This is a genomic window from uncultured Bradyrhizobium sp., from assembly GCF_936943645.1.
GTDB lineage: Bacteria > Pseudomonadota > Alphaproteobacteria > Rhizobiales > Xanthobacteraceae > Bradyrhizobium.
In genome coordinates, this window is record NZ_CAKZJO010000092.1 from 1 (window position 1) to 18,849 (window position 18,849).

Here is an 18,849-nt window from a genome sequence, read left to right on the forward strand (position 1 = left end):
AAGACCCCCTCCGGTAGGGTGGGCAAAGGCGCACTTGCGCCGTGCCCACGCTGTGTTGGATTGACACGGCTAAACCGCGTGGGCACGCTTCGCTTTGCCCACCCTACAAGGCTGCCCCGATAGCCCCTACAGCTGCAGCGACGGCGCGACCTCACGCGCGACGTTGACCAGCGCCGCGATCAGCGGCGTCATCGGATCGCGCTGGGGGATCACCATGCCGATGCTGTAATTGACCTCGGGGTCGACGATCGGGATCGAGCGCACCGTGTCGGACAGGCCGAGCGTCTCGGCCAGCTTGGCCGGCATCACGCTGGCCCAGCGCCCCGTCTTCACATGCGTGAACAGCACGAGCAGCGAATTCGAGGTCAAGGTCGGCGTCGCCTCCGCCCCGACAGAGCGCAGCGCGCGGTCGATGATGCGGCGGTTCTGCATGTCAGGCGTCAGCAGGCACAGCGGCACCTGCCCGACCTCCTTCCAGGTCACCGTCTCTCGATCACCGAACATACCGTCCGGCGACGTCAGCAAACGATAGCTCTCGTTGTAGAGCGGAATGGTGCGCACCTTGCCGATCGGCTCGTTCTCGATATACGTCAGCCCCGCATCCACCTCGAGATTTTCGAGCAATCCCAGCACCTCCGACGAGGTCGTCGAGCGGATGCTGAAACGCACCTCGGGATGCCGGGCGCGGAACGGCGTCGTCAGCGCGGCGACCATGCCGAGCACGGTCGGGATCGCCGCAATGCGGATCTCGCCGGAGAGCTGATGCTTCAACCCGTTGATCTCGTCGCGCATCGCGCGGGCATCGCCCACGATCCGCCGTGCCCAGTCGAGCGCGCGCTCGCCTTCGGGCGTAAAGCCCTGGAAGCGGGACCCACGCTGGACCAGCATCACGCCGAGGATCTCCTCGAGCTGCTTCAATCCGGTCGACATGGTCGGCTGCGTCACGCCGCAGACCTCCGCCGCGCGTCCGAAATGCCGCTCCTTGGCCAGCGCAAGCAATAGTTCAAGCTTGTCGATCAACCGGTCGTCCCCTCGAATTCTCGTCTGGCATGCAAGCTAGCATGCCGGCCCTGCACCAACACGCAAAAACCGGCAGCCGATCCGACTTTCATTGGCAATTCTTATCGATCGATCGCGGTTGCAAATCGATCGGAATTCGCAATCGCAGCACGGGACCGCTTTATTGATCTTCGAATGATTCCAATTAGTTTACGCCCAGGAAACGCTCAGGTTGAGAACGACGAATGACAGCGGTTTGTGAGCCTTGGAACGAGACGCGCGGCGCCGAGATCATCGCCGAACATGCCGACCAGGAGGGGGCGACGCTGGTCATCCTGCATGCGCTGCAGGAGGCGTTTGGCTACATACCAGAGGCGGCCATTCCCATGGTGGCGCAGGCGCTCAATCTGTCGCGCGCCGAAGTGCATGGCGTGTTCACGTTCTATCATGATTTCCGCCACAAGCCGGCCGGCCGCCACGTGCTGAAGCTGTGCCGCGCGGAGGCTTGCCAGGCCGCGGGCGGCGATGCGCTGGCGGCGCACGCGGAAGCAAAGCTCGGCGTGTCGCTCGGCAACACCACGCCCGACGATCGCGTCACGCTGGAGCCGATCTACTGCCTCGGCCTGTGCGCGACCGCACCGTCCGCAATGCTCGACGGCCGCCTGATCGGCCGGCTCGACCAGAAGCGCCTCGATGCCCTCGTTGCGGAGGCCCAGCGATGAGCATGCGGCTATTTGTTGCACGTGATGCCGGCGCGCTTGCCGTCGGCGCCGACGAGGTTGCGCTGGCACTGGAGCAGAACGCGGCCAAGCGCGGCATTCAGATCGAGATTATCAGAACCGGCTCGCGCGGCATGTACTGGCTGGAGCCGCTGGTCGAGGTGGCGACGCCGCAGGGCCGCATCGCCTTCGGTCCGGTCGCGGAAGCCGACGTGCCTTCCCTGCTCGATGCGCTAGCGAACAACACGCCGCATCTCTTGCGGCTCGGTGCGACCGAGGAGATCCCCTGGCTGAAGCGCCAGACCCGTCTCACCTTCGCCCGCTGCGGCGTGATCGACCCGCGCTCGCTTGACGATTACCGCGCCCATGGCGGCTACAAGGGGCTGGAGCGCGCATTGTCGCTCGGACCTGATGCGATCCTCAACGAAGTCACAGCATCCGGCCTGCGCGGCCGCGGCGGCGCGGGCTTTCCCACCGGCATCAAGTGGAAGACCGTCGCGCATGCGAAGGCCGATCGCAAGTTCATCGTCTGCAACGCCGACGAAGGCGACAGCGGCACCTTCGCCGACCGCATGATCATGGAAGGCGATCCCTTCCTGGTGATCGAGGGCATGACCATCGCCGGCCTCACCGTCGGCGCGACCAAGGGCTACATCTACATCCGCAGCGAATATCCGCACGCGGTCGAGGCCATGAAGGCGGCGATCGAGGCGGCCAGGCGCGGCGGCTATCTCGGCGACAAGATCGGGGGCTCGACCTACAGCTTCGATCTCGAAGTGCGCGTCGGTGCCGGCGCCTATGTTTGCGGCGAGGAGACCTCGCTGCTGGAGAGCCTGGAAGGCCGCCGCGGCATCGTGCGGGCCAAACCGCCGCTGCCGGCCCATCACGGCCTGTTCGGCAAGCCCACCGTCATCAACAACGTGCTGTCGTTTGCGGCCGTCCCCTTCATCCTCGCCGAGGGCGCCAAGGCCTATGCCGATTTTGGCATGGGCCGCTCGCGCGGAACGATGCCGATCCAGCTCGCCGGCAACATCCGTCATGGCGGGCTGTTCGAGACCGCGTTCGGCGTGACGCTTGGCGAACTCGTCGACGACATCGGCGGCGGCACCTTCACCGGCCGCCCCGTGCGCGCGGTGCAGGTCGGCGGTCCGCTCGGCGCCTATTTCCCCCGCGCGCTGTTCGACACGCCGTTCGACTACGAGGCCTTCGCCGCACGCGACGGCCTGATCGGTCATGGCGGCATCGTCGTGTTCGACGACAGCGTCGACATGCGCCGGCAGGCGCGCTTCGCGATGGAGTTCTGCGCGATCGAGTCCTGCGGCAAGTGCACGCCCTGCCGGATCGGCTCGACCCGCGGCGTCGAGACCATCGAGAAGATCATCAACGGCGAGCGCGTCCATGAAAACCTCGCGCTCGTGGAGGACCTCTGCAACACCATGAAATTCGGCTCGCTCTGCGCGCTCGGCGGCTTCACGCCCTACCCCGTGCTCAGCGCGTTGAAGCACTTCCGGGAGGATTTTGTCCCGGCACCGACCACGCTTCAGGCCGCGGAATAGGAGAACGACGATGTCTTTGATCGAAGAAATCGACTACGGCACGCCGCGCTCGAAGTCGGAGACGATGGTGACGTTGACCATCGACGGCAACCAGGTCACGGTGCCCGAGGGCACCTCGATCATGCGCGCCGCGATGGACGCGGGGCACCAGATCCCGAAACTCTGCGCGACCGACATGGTCGACGCTTTCGGCTCCTGCCGCCTCTGCCTCGTCGAGATCGAGGGCCGCGCCGGCACGCCGGCGTCCTGCACCACGCCTGTGATGCCCGGCCTCGTCGTGCACACCCAGACCGAACGGCTGAAGAAGCTGCGCAAGGGCGTGATGGAGCTCTACATCTCCGACCATCCGCTCGACTGCCTGACCTGCGGCGCCAATGGCGATTGCGAATTGCAGGACATGGCCGGTGCCGTCGGCCTGCGCGACGTGCGCTACGGCTATGAGGGCGAGAACCACGTCTTTGCCAGATCTCACGGCTGCGACAACGACCACTGGATGCCGAAGGACGAGTCCAACCCGTACTTCTCCTATGATCCCTCCAAGTGCATCGTCTGCTCGCGCTGCGTCCGCGCCTGCGAGGAGGTGCAAGGCACCTTCGCGCTGACCATCTCCGGCCGCGGCTTCGACAGCCGGGTCTCGCCGGGCATGAGCGAGAGCTTCCTCGGCTCCGAGTGCGTCTCCTGCGGCGCCTGCGTGCAGGCCTGCCCGACCGCGACGCTGACCGAAAAATCCGTGATCGAGATCGGCCAGCCCGAGCATTCGGTCGTCACCACCTGCGCCTATTGCGGCGTCGGCTGCGCCTTCAAGGCCGAGATGCGCGGCGAGGAAGTGGTGCGCATGGTGCCCTACAAGGACGGCAAGGCCAATCGCGGCCATTCCTGCGTCAAGGGTCGCTTCGCCTGGGGTTACACCAATCACAAGGAACGCATTCTGAAACCCATGATCCGCGACCGGATCGAGGATCCCTGGAAGGAAGTGTCCTGGGACGAAGCGTTCTCGTTTGCCGCGGCGAAGATGCGAGGCATCCAGCAGAAATACGGCCGCGACGCCATCGGCGGTATCACCTCCTCACGCTGCACCAACGAAGAGACCTATCTGGTGCAGAAGCTGATCCGCGCCGGCTTCGGCAACAACAATGTCGACACCTGCGCCCGCGTCTGCCACTCGCCGACCGGCTATGGCCTCGCCACCACCTTCGGCACCTCCGCAGGCACGCAGGATTTCGACTCGGTCGAGGACACCGACGTCGTGGTCGTGATCGGTGCCAACCCGGCCTCCGCTCACCCGGTGTTCGCCTCGCGGCTGAAGAAGCGGTTGCGCCAGGGCGCCAAGCTGATCGTGATCGATCCGCGTCGCACCGAGATGGTGGAAGCGCCGCACGTGAAGGCGCTCCACCTGCCCCTGATGCCCGGCACCAACGTCGCGGTCATGACCGCGATCGCGCATGTCATCGTCACCGAGGGCCTCGTCAACGAGACCTTCGTGCGCGAGCGCTGCGACTGGACCGAGTTCGAGGAATGGGCGGCCTTCGTCGCGCAGCCGAACAACAGCCCGGAAGCCACCGCCATCCTCACCGGCGTCGATCCGAAGGATCTGCGCGAGGCGGCCCGCACCTATGCCACCGGGGGCAACGGCGCGATCTATTACGGCCTCGGCGTCACCGAGCACAGCCAGGGCTCGACCACCGTGATCGCGATCGCCAACCTTGCGATGGCGACCGGCAATATCGGCCGTCCCGGCGTCGGCGTGAACCCGCTGCGCGGACAGAACAACGTGCAGGGCTCCTGCGACATGGGCTCGTTCCCGCACGAGCTGCCCGGCTACCGCCACATCTCGGGCGATGCCGTGCGCGACCAGTTCGAGGCGCTGTGGAACGTCAAGCTCAACCCCGAGCCGGGCCTGCGCATTCCCAACATGTTCGATGCCGCGGTCGAAGGCACGTTCATGGGCATCTACGTGCAGGGCGAGGACATCCTGCAGTCCGACCCCAACACCAGCCACGTCGTGGCAGCGCTGTCGGCGATGGAATGCGTCATCGTTCACGACCTCTTCCTGAACGAGACCGCGAACTACGCCCATGTCTTCCTGCCCGGCTCGAGCTTCCTCGAGAAGGACGGCACCTTCACCAACGCCGAACGCCGCATCCAGCGCGTCCGCAAGGTGATGACGCCGAAGAACGGCATGGCCGACTGGGAGGTCACCATCGGCCTTGCCAAGGCGATGGGCTTCGAGATGACGTACAGCCACCCCTCCGAGATCATGGACGAGATCGCGGCGCTGACGCCGACCTTCGCCGGCGTCTCCTACGCCAAGCTCGACGAGCTCGGCTCGGTGCAGTGGCCCTGCAATGAGAAGGCACCGGAGGGCACGCCGGTGATGCATATCGACGGCTTCGTCCGCGGCAAGGGCAAGTTCGTCGTGACCGAGTATGTCGCAACCGACGAGCGCACCGGCCCGCGCTATCCGCTGCTGCTCACCACCGGCCGCATCCTCAGCCAATACAATGTCGGCGCGCAGACGCGGCGCACCGAGAACGTGGTCTGGCACGCCGAGGACCGCCTCGAGATCCATCCGCACGACGCCGAGCAGCGCGGCGTGCGCGACGGCGACTGGGTGCGGCTGAAGAGCCGCGCGGGCGAGACCACGCTGCGTGCGGAGATCACCGATCGCGTCGCGCCCGGTGTCGTCTACACCACCTTCCACCATCCGGATACGCAGGCCAACGTCATCACGACCGACTATTCGGACTGGGCGACCAACTGCCCCGAATACAAGGTCACGGCGGTGCAGATCTCGCCGTCGAACGGCCCGTCCGACTGGCAGAAGGCGTATGACGCTCAGGCGCGTCAATCCCGCCGCATCGTACCGGCCGAGGCCGCGGAGTAAGCCGCATGCACGTGCCCGTCCAGGCCATCGACCGCGAGATCTGGCGCGACGACGCCGCGTCCGAAGGCGTGCGGCTGATCCCGGAGGAGACGCCGCTGGCATTGACCTATAATGGCGGCACTTATGCCGTGATGATGGGGACGCCACAGAACCTGGAAGACTTTGCCGTCGGCTTCAGCCTGGACGAAGGCATCATCAAGTCGGTCGACGACATCAAGTCGCTCGACATCGTTCGCCTCGACGACGGCATCGAGCTCAGGATGTGGCTTGCACCTGATGATGCAGCGCTCATCAGCGAGCGCCGTCGCCACGTCGCCGGCCCCACCGGCTGCGGCATCTGCGGCATCGAGTCCATCGCCGAAGCCGTCCGCCCGGCGGCGTTGGTGCCGCAGGGGCAGACCTTCACGCCGGAAGAGATCATGGCGGCGATGCAGGCAATCGCGCCGCTGCAATCGATCAACCTGCAGACCCGCGCCGTTCACGCCGCCGCGTTCTGGTCCCCATCGGGCAACATCGTCGCGCTGCGCGAGGATGTCGGCCGCCACAACGCGCTCGACAAGCTCGCCGGTGCCCTCGCGCGCAGCCGCAACGAGGCAAGCGGCGGCATGGTGCTGCTGACCAGCCGCGTTTCGGTCGAGATGGTGCAGAAGACCGCCGCGATCGGCGCGCCAGTGATGGTCGCGGTGTCCGCGCCCACCGCGCTCGCCGTGCGCACCGCGGAAGCCGCCGGCATCACGCTGATCGCCATTGCCCGCCAGGACGGGTTTGAAGTGTTTTCGCATGGTGAGCGGATCGTCGCCCGCCATGCCACGGAGGTTGCCGATGTCGCCTGACCGCCTGATCTACATGGCCAACCAGATCGGCAAGTTCTTCCAGAGCCAAGGGCACAGCAAGGCCGTGCCGGGGATTGCCGAGCACATCAAGAAATTCTGGGATCCCCGGATGAAGCGCGCGATCTTTGCCCATCTCGACGCCGGTGGCGCAGGGCTCGCGCCTGACGTGCGCGAGGCGCTCACCTCGCTGAAGCAGACGACGACGCTTCCAGCAGCGTCCTGAACACGCGCCGCACCTCGCCCTGCGTCTCCTTCACCCGTGCCTCGAGCGAGGAGAAATCCGGCGCATCCCCGGCGCGTGCCATCACGCGCTGCAGATCCGTGCCGGCGCTTTCCGGCTTGAAACGATCGCTGACGCAGAGCCGCAGGATCTGCGTCAGATCATGATAGAGCCGCGCCGCGGCACGCAGGATCTCGGTCTCCGATTGCGGCAGCACGCCGAGCCTGCACGCGTTGTCGAGCACCTGCACGGTGCTGACGTCGAGGATCTCAGGCATCTCGTGCGCGTGCACGAGCTGGAGATATTGCGCGATGAAGTCGATGTCGACCATGCCGCCGGCGGCGTATTTGAGATCCCAGCAATCGGCCTCGCCCTTCTCCTGGGCGATCGCGCGCCGCATGTCGGCAACGTCATTGGCGGTGATGTCGCGATCGCGGCGGCGGGTCAGGACATCGCGAATGACGCGCTCGATCCGCTCCCGGAATTCGGGCGAGGCCGACACCACGCGCGCACGCGTCAGCGCCATGTGCTCCCAGGTCCAGGCCTCGTTGGCCTGGTAATCCGCAAACGAGACCAGGCTCGAGGCGACGGGGCCGGCGCGTCCCGAGGGTCGCAGCCGCATGTCGATCTCGTAGAGCACGCCGTAATTGGTGCGCGTCGTGAAGGCGCTGATCAGGCGCTGGGTCAGACGGGCGAAATAGTGCGCACCCTGCAGCGACTTCGGTCCATCGGAGTCCGGATTGTCGCTGTCGAAATCATAGAGCAGGATCAGATCGAGATCGGACGAGGCCGTCATCTCGCGGCTGCCAAGCCGGCCCATCGCGATGATCGCGGTCTCCTGCCCCTTGATCCTTCCGTGCTGGGCGGCGAAGCGGTCGGCGACCAGGCCATGCACGGTGTGGACGATGCCTTCGGCGACGTCGGCAAAGGCCGTGCTCGCCTGCTGCGCGGAGACGGTGCCGGAGAGGATCCGCGTGCCGATCAGGAACAGGCTCTCCTGCCCGAACAGACGCAGGCGATCGAGGAATTCTTCGTATGAGCCGGCGTCCTGCACGGTGGCGGCGAGCCGCGCCGACAGCTCCTGCCTGTCCGGCATGGCGCCGAAGAAGCGCGGATCGATCAGGCCGTCCATCAGCTGCGGCTGCCGTGCCAGCATTTCCCCGAGCCGCGGCGCCGCGCCCAGCACCAGCGCGACCAGCGCGACGAGATCGCGGTTCTGGCCGAGCAGTGTGATCAGCCGGCCGCCGCGCTGCAGCGCCTTCAGGAAATCGTCGAACGCCACGACGGCGCGATCCGGCTCCTCGGCGTGGGCAAGCCCATCGATCAGGGCCGGCACGAATTCGATGAAGGCGCTCCGCGTCGCCTCAACTCGGAACACGCGATAGTCGCCGGTGATCCAGTCGCGCACGGTCTGCGCCACCGCTGCGGGCTTCTTGAAGCCCAGCGTTGCGAGATGCTGCAGCAACCGCGGATCGTCGGCACCCGCACCGTAGTCGAGCGCCGGCAGCTTGGCCGTGCCGGTGGGATCGTCGCCCTCGAACAGCTTTTCGTAATGCCCCTGCACGATCTTGAGCTGGCGCAGCAGGTCGCCCGCAAAGGCCTCGCGATCCGGATAGCCGAAGAAGCGGGCGAAGCGTTCGACGGCGTCCTTGTCCTCGGGCAGCGCGTGGGTCTGCTCGTCGGCGATCATCTGGAGACGATGCTCGACCCGGCGCAGGAATTCGTAGGCCGTGGTGAGCTCGTCGCGCGCAGCGAGCGTGATCCAGTTGCTGGCCGCGAGAATGTCGAGCGCCTTCAGCGTCGGCCGCACCCGCAATTCCGGATGGCGGCCGCCGGCGATCAGCTGCTGGGTCTGCGCGAAGAATTCGATCTCGCGGATGCCGCCACGGCCGACCTTGACGTTGTGCCCCTCCACAGCGACCTCGCTCTGGCCGCGATAGGTCTGCATCTGCCGCTTCATGTCGTGGACGTCGGCGAGCGCGGCGAAGTCGAGATGCTTGCGCCAGACGAAGGGTGCGATCTCCGCCAGCAGCGCCTCGCCCGCTTTGGCATCGCCGGCGCAGGCGCGCGCCTTGATCATCGCGGCGCGCTCCCAGGTGCGCCCTTCCCGCTCGTAATAGTTCAGCGCGGCGTCCCGGGAGATCGCCACCTGCGTCGAGGACGGATCGGGCCGCAGGCGCAGATCGACGCGGAATACATAGCCGTCATAGGTACGCTGCTGCAGGATGCGCGCCATCCCCTGCGTGACCCGGACGAAGAACGGCTGCGGCTCGATGTCGGGCGCCAGCGTCGTCGCATCGGGATCGAAGAACACGATGAGGTCGATGTCGCTGGAATAGTTCAGCTCGCCTGCGCCCATCTTGCCCATGGCGAGCACGATCAGGCCGCAACCTTCTTCGGGCGCCTCCGGATTGGGCGGAGAAATCTTGCCACGTGCGGCTTCCTGCCGCAGCAGGTATTGGAGCGCCGCCTGCACCGACGACACCGCGACGTCGGTCAGCGCCGCCGTCACCCGCATCACCGGCCAGACCCCGCCGATGTCGCACAGGGCGGTCAGCAGCGCCGCCTCCGCCTTCATGCGGCGAAGCAGCCGCATGACCTCGGCCTCGTCAGGAGCCGCGAGCACGGCGCCCCTGGCGTCCGCGATCAGGGCCGTCAGATGCGCATCCGGGTCGCATTCGAGCAGCCGGATCAGGCGCAAGGCGTCGGCGCGAACCAGATCGAACAGATAAGGCGAGAATTCCGCGATACCGGTCAGGATATCCCGCGCGAAAGGATGGACCAGCAGCGCTTCGAGACGGGCCGATTGGGCCGGCTCGAGCTCGCTCAGCCAGCTTTCCAGACGTCGATCGTCGGTTGTGGAAGCGGCAATATGGGGAGCTTCCGCGAACCGTGCGGCCAGCCTCTCACCATGCTTGTCCGCGTTTCCCGGCGCGGAGTGGTTCATGCCACCTTCTGTGGCACATCCGGTATTGGCGGAGCAACCCTGTCGCCGGCACTGAGGCGCGCAGGGAGCACCAGCGTGGCGACGAGGCCCGGCTGGGCGTCACCCAGCCGCAATTCGCCACCATGCAATGTCGCAACCGCCGAAGCGAGGCTGAGGCCGAGGCCCGAGCCCGGCAGCGTGCGGCTCGCCTCCAGGCGGACGAATCGTTCCACCGCATGCGCGCGGTCGGCCTCGGGGATGCCCGGGCCGCGATCGGTGACGCTGAGCAGCACCTTGTCGCCGTCACGCCTCGCCTCGATCAGGATCGGCCTTGCCTCCATGCTGACCACGGTTCCGCCAGACTGCGCGACCGGCTTGCCGTATTTGATCGCATTCTCGACCAGATTGGCGAGCGCCTGGCTGACCAATTCGCGGTTGGCGTGCACCGGCGTCGGATCGGCTTTGACCTTCAAGGTCATGCCGTCGTCCTCCGCGAGCGGCTCGTAGAGCTCGTGGATGCCGTTCGCCACGTCGGCGGCGTCGAAATCGTCCATGTTGCCGCGCGCCTGTCCGGATTCGGCACGCGCGATCATCAGCAGCGCGTTGAAGGTGCGGATCAGACCGTCGGATTCCTCGATGGTGCGCTCCAGCGCCGCCCGGTAATCGGCCTCGCAGCCGGATTTCGCCAGCGCCTCCTCGGCGCGGTTGCGCAGCCGCGTCAGCGGTGTCTTGAGATCGTGGGCGATGTTGTCGGAGACCTCCTTCAGCCCCGCCATCAGCGCCTCGATCCGCTCCAGCATGGCGTTGAGGTTCTCGGCGAGCCGGTCGAGCTCGTCGCCGCTGCGTCCGACCGGCAGGCGCTCGCTGAGATCGCCGGTCATGATGCGCTGTGCGGTGCCCGTCATGGCGTCGATGCGTCGGAGCACGCGGCGCGCGACGAACACACCGCCGCCGAGGCCAAGCACGACGACGATCAGCACCGACCATTGCGCGGCCTTGGCGACGATGCCGAACAGCCGCCGGCGCTCGGCCAAGTCGCGGCCGATCAGGAGGCGGAAGCCGTTTTCTAGCTCGGTGACCCGCACCAGCGCGCGATGGTCGCGGTCGTCGGTGTCCTCGATCCGCCGGTAGGCGGTCTCCGACCAGCCGCGCGTCGCCATCACACCGGGCGCCAGCGAGCCGACATTGCCGGCGATCGCCTGCCCGGTCGGCGTGGTCACGAGATAGAGGTTGGCGCCCGGCCGCAGCGCCCGATACTCGATCGCGAGCACGAGGCCGCGCAGGCCGCGGCGGCCGTAGATCTCGGAGATCTCCGAGGTCTCGGCGTTCACCGTCTGGGTGATCTCCTCGGTGATCAGCCGCCGCGTATTCCAGGCGAAATAAGCCAGCAGCGAAGCCGCGAACATCGCGAACAGCAGCAGATAGACCAGCGTGAGCCGGAATGCCGTGGTGCGGACGAGTTTACCGAATGCCGTCACGGATCATGTACCCCGCGCCGCGGATCGTGTGCAGCAGCGGCCGCTCGAATCCCTTGTCGATCTTGGAGCGCAGCCGCGAGATGTGCACGTCGATCACGTTGGTCTGCGGATCGAAATGATAATCCCAGACGTTCTCCAGCAGCATGGTGCGCGTCACCACCTGTCCCGCATGCTTCATCAGATATTCGAGCAGGCGGAATTCGCGCGGCTGCAGCGTCAGCTCGTCCTTGCCGCGGGCGACGCGGTGGGAGAGCCGGTCGAGCTCGAGATCGCCGACGCGGTACAGCGTGTCCTCGGCGGGACCGCCGCGGCGGCGCGACAGCACCTCGACCCGGGCCAGCAGTTCGGCGAAGGAATAAGGCTTCGGCAGATAGTCGTCGCCGCCGGCCCGCAGGCCCTTGATGCGGTCGTCGACCTGTCCCAGCGCGGAGAGAATCAGCACCGGCGCGGTGTTGCCCTTGTCGCGCAGCGCGCCGATCACCGACAGGCCGTCGCGCTTGGGCAGCATGCGGTCGACCACCAGCACGTCGTAATCGCCGCTTTCGGCCATGGCGAGGCCCTCCTCGCCGTCGGCGGCGTGGTCGGCAATGTGGCCGACTTCGCGAAACGCCTTCACGAGGTAGTCGGCGGATTCGCGGTCGTCTTCGATGATGAGGAGGCGCATCGTGCGTTCGGCGGCGGTCAAGGAGGTCAACCTTCTCTAAACATGGCGCGAGCGGCTATCGCATGCAAGCCGAGTGGGAGACGCCGGCATGGAGAAAAAGGCGGGCGGTGAAGCTGGGGGGACCTCACCGCCCTAGGCCTTCCGACGGAGGGGGGCGTAATTCCACCGGAAGGTAGACAGGGGAAGCGAACGTTACGCTGCTTCCCCGAAGGGCGCCGGCGGCGGGGGCGACTGATGCCGGCGACACCCTTCATCTCGAGGTTTCCTGAGGCTTACCCCTTGGCGAGGGGCACCGCGACGAAGCGCGACTGGCCGCCGCTCTTCACGCGCATCAGGACGCTGTTCTTGTTGTCGGTCCGCGCCGTGTTGATGGCCTCGCGGACGTCGCCGGCGGTCGCCACGCTCTTGCCGCCGACTTCGAGAATCACGTCGCCTTCCTTGAAGCCGCGTTCGGCCGCGGCGCTCTTCGGATCGACTTCGGTGACCACGACGCCTTCCTTGCCGGCGCCGGCGACCGAGTTGGCGGGCGCAACGGTCATGCCGAGCTTGGGCACATCGGTGCCCTTGCTCGCACCCTTGCCGCCGTCATTGTCGTTGTCGGCCTTGGCCTCGACCGTGTTCGGCAACTGGCCGAGCGTCATATTCACGACCTTGTCCTGGCCCTTGTGCAGCACGTTGAGCTTCACGGTCGCGCCGGGCGCCATGCCGCCGATGGTGCGGGCCAGCTCGCGGGCGTCCTTGACGGTCTCGCCGTTGACCGCGGTGATCACGTCGCCGGACTCGATGCCGGCCTTGGCGGCCGGACCGTTGGCCTGCGGCTCCGCGACCAGCGCGCCTTCGGCCTTCTTCATGCCGAGGCTGTCGGCGATGTCGGAGGTGACGGGCTGAATCTGCACGCCGATCCAGCCGCGGCTGACCGAGCCCTTGTCCTTGAGCTGGGCGACCACGCTTTTCACGGTGCTGGCGGGAATCGAGAACGCGATGCCGACGCTGCCGCCGGAGGGCGAGTAGATCGCGGTGTTGACGCCCATCACCTCGCCGTTGGTGTCGAAGGCCGGACCGCCGGAATTACCCTTGTTCACGGGCGCGTCGATCTGGATGAAGTCGTCATAGGGACCATTGCCGATGTCGCGGCCGCTCGCCGAGACGATGCCCGCGGTCACCGTGCCGCCGAGGCCGAAGGGATTGCCGACCGCCAGCACCCAATCGCCGATTCGCGGCTTGGCGTCGGCAAGCTTGGCGAACGGGAAGTTCGAGCTGCCCTCGACCTTGATCAAGGCAAGGTCGGTGCGCTGATCGGTGCCGATCACCTTGGCGCTGTAGGTCTTGCCGTCGTCGGTGGTGACCTCGACCTTGTCGGCGCCGTCAACCACGTGGTTGTTGGTCACGGCAAAGCCGTCGGCCGAGATGAAGAAGCCGGAGCCCTGGCCCTGCACGACGCGGCCGCGACCGCCCTTCATGCCCGGGAAACCATCCGGACCGCCGAAGCGGCGGAAGAAGCGCTCCATCGGCGAGCCCGGCTGGAACGGCGAGGAGGAATCATCGCCGTCGTCATTGCTCGCGGTCTTCTCCTTGATGTTGACCTTCACCGAGATCACCGAGGGCTTCACGCGCTCGACGATATCGGCGAATCCGATGGGACGCTCGACCTTGCGGACCTCGTTGTTGACCTGCGCATGCGCCGGGCTCGAGAACAGATCGGCCGGCGAGCTCGACGGGCTGAAGCCATAGACGGCCGCGCCGAGACCGGCGACCACCGAGGCCATCAGCGCGAACCTGCGCGCGGAGAACACCGACCGGCGCGGCTGCCGGTAGGACGGAAGGTTCGAGAGGTCGATACGGTCGGTCATGCAGCAATCTCCAGGGCCTTGAAATCCATTTGGTGCCGGATGCCAGCACCTTGCGGACCTGAAGATGGGGGCTCCCGCCTTACCGCGCGCTGGCGGCGGGGTTAAACTTTTGTAATGAAGGGACCGTCTGGGATGCGGCCGTTCGGCGCAAGCGCAAAATTGCGCTCTCACAGGAACTTAAGCGAGTTCCGGTGATGGCGCGTCGGGCGCGTTGTGACGCGCTCAGCTGGCCCTGACGCTGACGATGAACTCGTCGACTTCGCGCTTCAGGGTTGCGGCCTGCTGCGACAGGTCGACCGCGGAATCCCGTGCCTCTGCGGCCATGCGGCCGGTCTCCGCGGAGGTCGAGGTGATCTGGACGATGTGATTGGAGACGTCGAGGGTGCCGTGCGCGGCGTCCTGGGCGCTGCGGGTGATTTCCTGCGTGGCGTTCCGCTGCTGGGCGGTGTCGACCTCGATACCGGACATGATCGACGAGATCTCCGACAGCGTCTTGGAAATGGCGTCGATCGCGCCGCGGGTCTCCGCGGTAATGCCCTGGATGCTGGCGACATGAGAGGTGATCTCCTCGGTCGCCTTGCTGGTCTGATGCGCCAGATTCTTCACCTCGGAGGCGACCACGGCAAACCCCTTGCCGGCCTCCCCTGCCCGTGCCGCCTCGATGGTAGCGTTCAGCGCCAAGAGATTGGTCTGCGATGCGATCGCCTGCACGAGCTGGACGACCTCGCCGATCTTGTCGGCGGCCTCCGACAGCGTGTGGATGGTGTCGCGGCTCTTCTCGGCTTGCGACGCCGCGCCCTCGGCGCGCTGGGTCGCGTCCGTGACGCGGCGGCTGATCGTGCCGATCGAGTTCGTCATCTCCTCGGCCGAGCCGGCGACCGTCTGCACGCTGGCGCTGGCCTGGTTCGCGGCGCTTGCGACCGCATTGGCCTTGGTGCTGGTGTCGTTGGCCGTGCGCGACAGCGTCTCGGCATTGCTCTTCAGATGCACGGCCGACGACGCCACGCTGTCGACGACGCTGGCAACGAGATTGTTGAAGCTCTTGATCCGGTCGTCCAGGAATTTCGATCGCTCGGCCTGGTGCTGCGCTTCGTGCAGCTGGTGCTCGGTGAGGTGACGCCGCTCGATGCCGTTGGTCTTGAAGACCTCCAGCGCACCGGCCAGCAGGCCGATCTCGTTGGTGCGGCCGAGTCCGGGAACGGGCGTCTCGAACTTCTGGTCGGCGACCTCGCGCATCGCATGCACCATCGCCGCCAGCGGGCTGAGGATGCCGTTGCGCACGGCGAACCAGGTGGTGAGGCAGATTGCAGAGGCGACGATGGCGATCCCGCCGCAGGCGGCCAGGAACCAGGAGAACGCGGCCTGCGCCTGCTGATAGGTCTGCATGGCGTGATCGCGCGCAGGCCCGCTCAGCGCGGCGAAGTCCGACGACAGGCTGGTGATCTCGTTGTTGAGATAGAGTACCGCAATGAAGCCGGTGCCGCCGCCGATGCCCAGCAGAAACAATAGTGCAGCCACGACGGCGCCGACCAGGAAGCGGATCGTCAGATTGCTGTTCGCGAACATCAGGAGGACTCAGAGTCTGGAATCGAAGCTCGCGACAAGCTTCCAGACAAAGGTCAAAATACCATGAACCGCGCGGCAGCGGAGCGGCGGCTACGTATCACTACGTAACCAGGACGACACCGCTTCGCTACGAAGATTTGGCTTCGTCCGACATCAGCGCCGCAAGCTTCGCCTGTTCGTCGGGCGTGAGCGGTGGCACAGGTACATCGACACCGCTGCGGGCGCGGCGCCGGATCTGCAGCCACAGCGCCACGCCGCCGCCGATCAGCAGCAGCGGCCCGAGCAGCCACAGCAGCAAAGTCTGAGCCTCGAAGCGCGGCTTGAGCAACACGAACTCGCCGTAGCGCGCCACCAGGAAGTCGAGCACTTGCGAATTGCTGTCGCCGGCGCCGATACGCTCGCGCACCAGCAGACGCAGATCGCGCGCCAGCGGCGCATCGGAATCGTCGATCGACTGGTTCTGGCAGACCATGCAGCGCAGCTCGCGCGACAGCTCGCGTGCACGGGCTTCCTTGGCGGGATCGGCCATGATCTCGTCGGGCTGCACCGCGTGAGCCGCGGGCACGGCCAGCAGCATCAGAGCGATGAACGCAACCATCATCCGACGCATCGGATCACTCCGCCGGCTGGAGGCGCTGCTTGGCCCGCGCCGGCTTCGGCGCGCCGACCCGCAGGCGCCGATCGGACAGCGACAGCACGCCGCCGAACGCCATCAGCACCGGTCCCCACCAGATCATGAGCACCATCGGCTTGTAATAGATGCGCACCGCGATGGCGCCCTCGGCCGTGGCGTCGCCGAGCGAAATGTAGAGCTGGCTGGCGCCGCGCGTCAGCAGCGCGGCCTCGGTGGTCGACGAGCCGCGGGTGGTGAAGCTGCGCTTGGAGGGCGTCATGACGCTGATGGGTTGGCCTTCGCGGCTGACGTTGAACTGGGCGATCATCTCGCGGTAGTTCGGACCTTGACGTTGCAGCAAGCCGTCGAGCTTGACGTCGAAGCCGGCGATTTGGGCGACGTCGTTCTGCTTCATCGTCGCGATATATTCGCTGTTCCAGGTGGTCTCGCAGACGATCCCGATCAGCGCCACGCCGAGGCCGGCATGCGCGAACGCCGTTCCCCAGGCCGAACGCGGCAGGCCGCGCGCCCGGTGCAGCACCGTCGCGAACGGCAGCCGCACGAGACCGGTGCGTTCGACGATGTCGGTGACGGCGCCGGCGATGACGAAGATGCCGAGCCCGATCGCGAGCGGCGCCAGCGTGCTGCCGCCGCTCGCCCAGCCCCAGGCAATGGCGACGGCAACGAGGCCGGCGACGCCCGCAGCCAGCAGGCGCTGCGTCACGCCGAGCAGATCGCCGCGCTTCCACGCCAGCATCGGCCCGAACGGCACCGCAAGCAGCAGCAGCGCAAACAGCGGCGCGAAGGTGAGATTGTAGAACGGCGCACCGACCGACATCTTGAAGTCGGCGAGCATCTCCATCGCCAGCGGATAGAGCGTGCCGAACAGCACGACCGCGCAGGCGACGGTGAGCAGCAAATTGTTCAGGACCAGCGCGCCCTCGCGCGAGATCGGCGCGAACAGGCCGCCCTGCTTCAACGAGGTGGCTCTGCCTGCGAACAGCGCCAGGCTGCCGCCGATGAAGAGGCAGAGGATCAGAAGGATGAACACGCCGCGGGTGGGATCAGTGGCGAAGGCGTGCACGGAGGTGATGACGCCCGAGCGCACCAGGAAGGTGCCGAGCAGCGACAGCGAGAAGGTCAGGATCGAGAGCAGGATGGTCCAGACCTTCAGCGCGTTGCGCTTCTCCATGACCAGGGCCGAATGCAGCAGCGCGGTGCCGGAGAGCCACGGCATCAGCGAGGCGTTCTCGACCGGATCCCAGAACCACCAGCCGCCCCATCCGAGCTCGTAATAGGCCCAGTACGAGCCCATGGCGATGCCGAGCGTCAGGAAGATCCAGGCCACCAGCGTCCACGGCCGCACCCAGCGCGCCCAAGCCGCATCGATCCGTCCCTCCATCAGCGCCGCGATTGCAAAGGAGAACGAGATCGAGAAGCCGACATAACCGAGATAGAGCATCGGCGGATGCACGGCGAGCCCGATGTCCTGCAGCACCGGATTGAGATCGCGTCCCTCGATCGGCGGGGTCGCGATGCGCAGGAACGGATTTGAGGTCACGAGGATGAAGAGATAGAAGGCGCTGGCGACCCAGGCCTGCACGGCGAGCACGTGCGCACGCAGCGACAGCGGCAGATTGTTGCCGAACGCCGCGACCAGTCCGCCGAACAGTGCGAGGATCGACACCCAGAGCAGCATCGAGCCTTCATGGTTTCCCCAGACGCCGGTGATCTTGTAGAGCAGCGGCTTCATCGAGTGGGAATTCTCGTAGACGTTGGCGACTGAGAAGTCCGAGTTCACGTGCAGCATCACAAGAGCTGTGAACGAGGCGCCGACGAACAGGAGCTGGGCCAGCGCCGTGGAGCGCGCCACGTTCATCAGCGCCGCATCGCGCAGTCGCGCGCCGATCAGCGGCACGATCGACTGGATCAGCGCGAGCCCAAGCGCCAGCACCAGCGCGTAATGTCCGGATTCTGCGATCACCGCACTGCTCCCTGCGGATTGCCCTGCGCGGTCGTCGCGACAGGCTTGCCCGCGTCGGACGTCTTTCCGCTGTTGGAAGTCTTGCCGCTATCGGCAGGCTTGCCGCCGTAATCGTCCTTCCAGTGCCCCTGCTTCTTCAGGGCATCGGCGACGTCCTTCGGCATGTAGGTCTCGTCGTGCTTGGCAAGCACGGTATCGGCCTTGAATACGCCGTTGGCGTCGAGCGCGCCTTCGGCGACGACGCCCTGCCCCTCGCGGAACAGGTCGGGCAGGATGCCCTTGTAGGCCACCGGCAGCTTTGCGTTGCCGTCGGCGACCTCGAAGGTCACCGCGAGATTGTCGCCACGCTGGAGCGAGCCGGGTTGCACCAGCCCACCGAGGCGAAACCGCTTGCCGGGCTCGACGTGCTTCTCGGCGACCATGGTCGGGGTGGAGAAGAACACGATGGAGTCGCGAAGTGCGTTGAGCACCAGCGCGGCCGCGAGCGCGAGCACCGCGAGTGAGCCGCCGATGATGGTCATACGTCGCTGCTTGCGCGTCATGGCGTATCCGTTCTC

14 protein-coding genes are annotated in these 18,849 nt (G+C 66.5%); 5 read left to right on the forward strand and 9 right to left on the reverse strand.

What is annotated here, in order from left to right:
* Window positions 1-126: 126 nt before the first annotated feature.
* Window positions 127-1,020, reverse strand: coding sequence for a LysR family transcriptional regulator (locus Q0743_RS27405; RefSeq protein ID WP_298244592.1), 894 nt, complete (start codon window positions 1,018-1,020; stop codon window positions 127-129).
* A gap of 224 nt (window positions 1,021-1,244) precedes the next feature.
* Here Q0743_RS27405 and Q0743_RS27410 point away from each other — a divergent pair, with 224 nt between their 5' ends.
* Genes Q0743_RS27410 through Q0743_RS27430 form a run of 5 tightly spaced genes read left to right on the forward strand, consistent with a single transcriptional unit; the run spans window position 1,245 to window position 7,214 of the window.
* Window positions 1,245-1,721 carry a formate dehydrogenase subunit gamma gene (locus tag Q0743_RS27410; protein WP_298244593.1) on the forward strand — a complete coding sequence of 159 codons (477 nt, stop codon included), beginning with the start codon at window positions 1,245-1,247 and terminating at the stop codon, window positions 1,719-1,721.
* Entirely contained in the window at window positions 1,718-3,274 is a 1,557-nt protein-coding gene (locus Q0743_RS27415; protein ID WP_298244594.1) for an NADH-quinone oxidoreductase subunit NuoF, read from the forward strand. Before Q0743_RS27410 ends, Q0743_RS27415 begins: the two co-directional genes overlap by 4 nt.
* A 10-nt stretch (window positions 3,275-3,284) precedes the next feature.
* Window positions 3,285-6,158, forward strand: coding sequence for a formate dehydrogenase subunit alpha (gene fdhF / locus Q0743_RS27420; protein ID WP_298244595.1), 2,874 nt, complete (start codon window positions 3,285-3,287; stop codon window positions 6,156-6,158).
* A gap of 5 nt (window positions 6,159-6,163) precedes the next feature.
* On the forward strand, window positions 6,164-6,991 hold the full coding sequence (fdhD, locus tag Q0743_RS27425) for a formate dehydrogenase accessory sulfurtransferase FdhD (RefSeq protein ID WP_298244596.1): 828 nt from the start codon (window positions 6,164-6,166) through the stop codon (window positions 6,989-6,991).
* Window positions 6,981-7,214 (forward strand): formate dehydrogenase subunit delta, encoded by a 234-nt coding sequence (locus Q0743_RS27430; RefSeq protein WP_298244597.1) that lies wholly within the window; start codon window positions 6,981-6,983, stop codon window positions 7,212-7,214. Before fdhD ends, Q0743_RS27430 begins: the two co-directional genes overlap by 11 nt.
* Here the strand turns inward: Q0743_RS27430 and Q0743_RS27435 are convergent.
* The 8 genes from Q0743_RS27435 to ccmE form a co-directional block, all read right to left on the reverse strand.
* Window positions 7,171-10,158, reverse strand: coding sequence for a bifunctional [glutamine synthetase] adenylyltransferase/[glutamine synthetase]-adenylyl-L-tyrosine phosphorylase (locus Q0743_RS27435; protein WP_298244598.1), 2,988 nt, complete (start codon window positions 10,156-10,158; stop codon window positions 7,171-7,173). The genes Q0743_RS27430 and Q0743_RS27435 overlap by 44 nt on opposite strands.
* Entirely contained in the window at window positions 10,155-11,615 is a 1,461-nt protein-coding gene (locus Q0743_RS27440; RefSeq protein WP_298244599.1) for an ATP-binding protein, read from the reverse strand. Before Q0743_RS27440 ends, Q0743_RS27435 begins: the two co-directional genes overlap by 4 nt.
* Window positions 11,599-12,279, reverse strand: coding sequence for a response regulator transcription factor (locus tag Q0743_RS27445; RefSeq protein ID WP_298244600.1), 681 nt, complete (start codon window positions 12,277-12,279; stop codon window positions 11,599-11,601). Before Q0743_RS27445 ends, Q0743_RS27440 begins: the two co-directional genes overlap by 17 nt.
* 272 nt (window positions 12,280-12,551) lie before the next feature.
* Window positions 12,552-14,129, reverse strand: coding sequence for a Do family serine endopeptidase (locus Q0743_RS27450; protein ID WP_298244601.1), 1,578 nt, complete (start codon window positions 14,127-14,129; stop codon window positions 12,552-12,554).
* 222 nt (window positions 14,130-14,351) lie between these two features.
* Window positions 14,352-15,695: a methyl-accepting chemotaxis protein gene (locus Q0743_RS27455; protein ID WP_298244602.1), complete on the reverse strand. Its 1,344-nt coding sequence runs from the start codon at window positions 15,693-15,695 to the stop codon at window positions 14,352-14,354.
* Window positions 15,696-15,822: 127 nt separating this feature from the next.
* Window positions 15,823-16,305, reverse strand: a complete 483-nt coding sequence (locus tag Q0743_RS27460; protein WP_298244603.1) for a cytochrome c-type biogenesis protein — start codon at window positions 16,303-16,305, stop codon at window positions 15,823-15,825.
* Between the two features lie 4 nt (window positions 16,306-16,309).
* Complete coding sequence (locus tag Q0743_RS27465) at window positions 16,310-18,292, reverse strand: heme lyase CcmF/NrfE family subunit (protein ID WP_298244604.1); 1,983 nt, start codon at window positions 18,290-18,292, stop codon at window positions 16,310-16,312.
* On the reverse strand, window positions 18,289-18,834 hold the full coding sequence (ccmE, locus tag Q0743_RS27470) for a cytochrome c maturation protein CcmE (RefSeq protein WP_298244605.1): 546 nt from the start codon (window positions 18,832-18,834) through the stop codon (window positions 18,289-18,291). Before ccmE ends, Q0743_RS27465 begins: the two co-directional genes overlap by 4 nt.
* Between the last annotated feature and the right edge of the window lie 15 nt (window positions 18,835-18,849).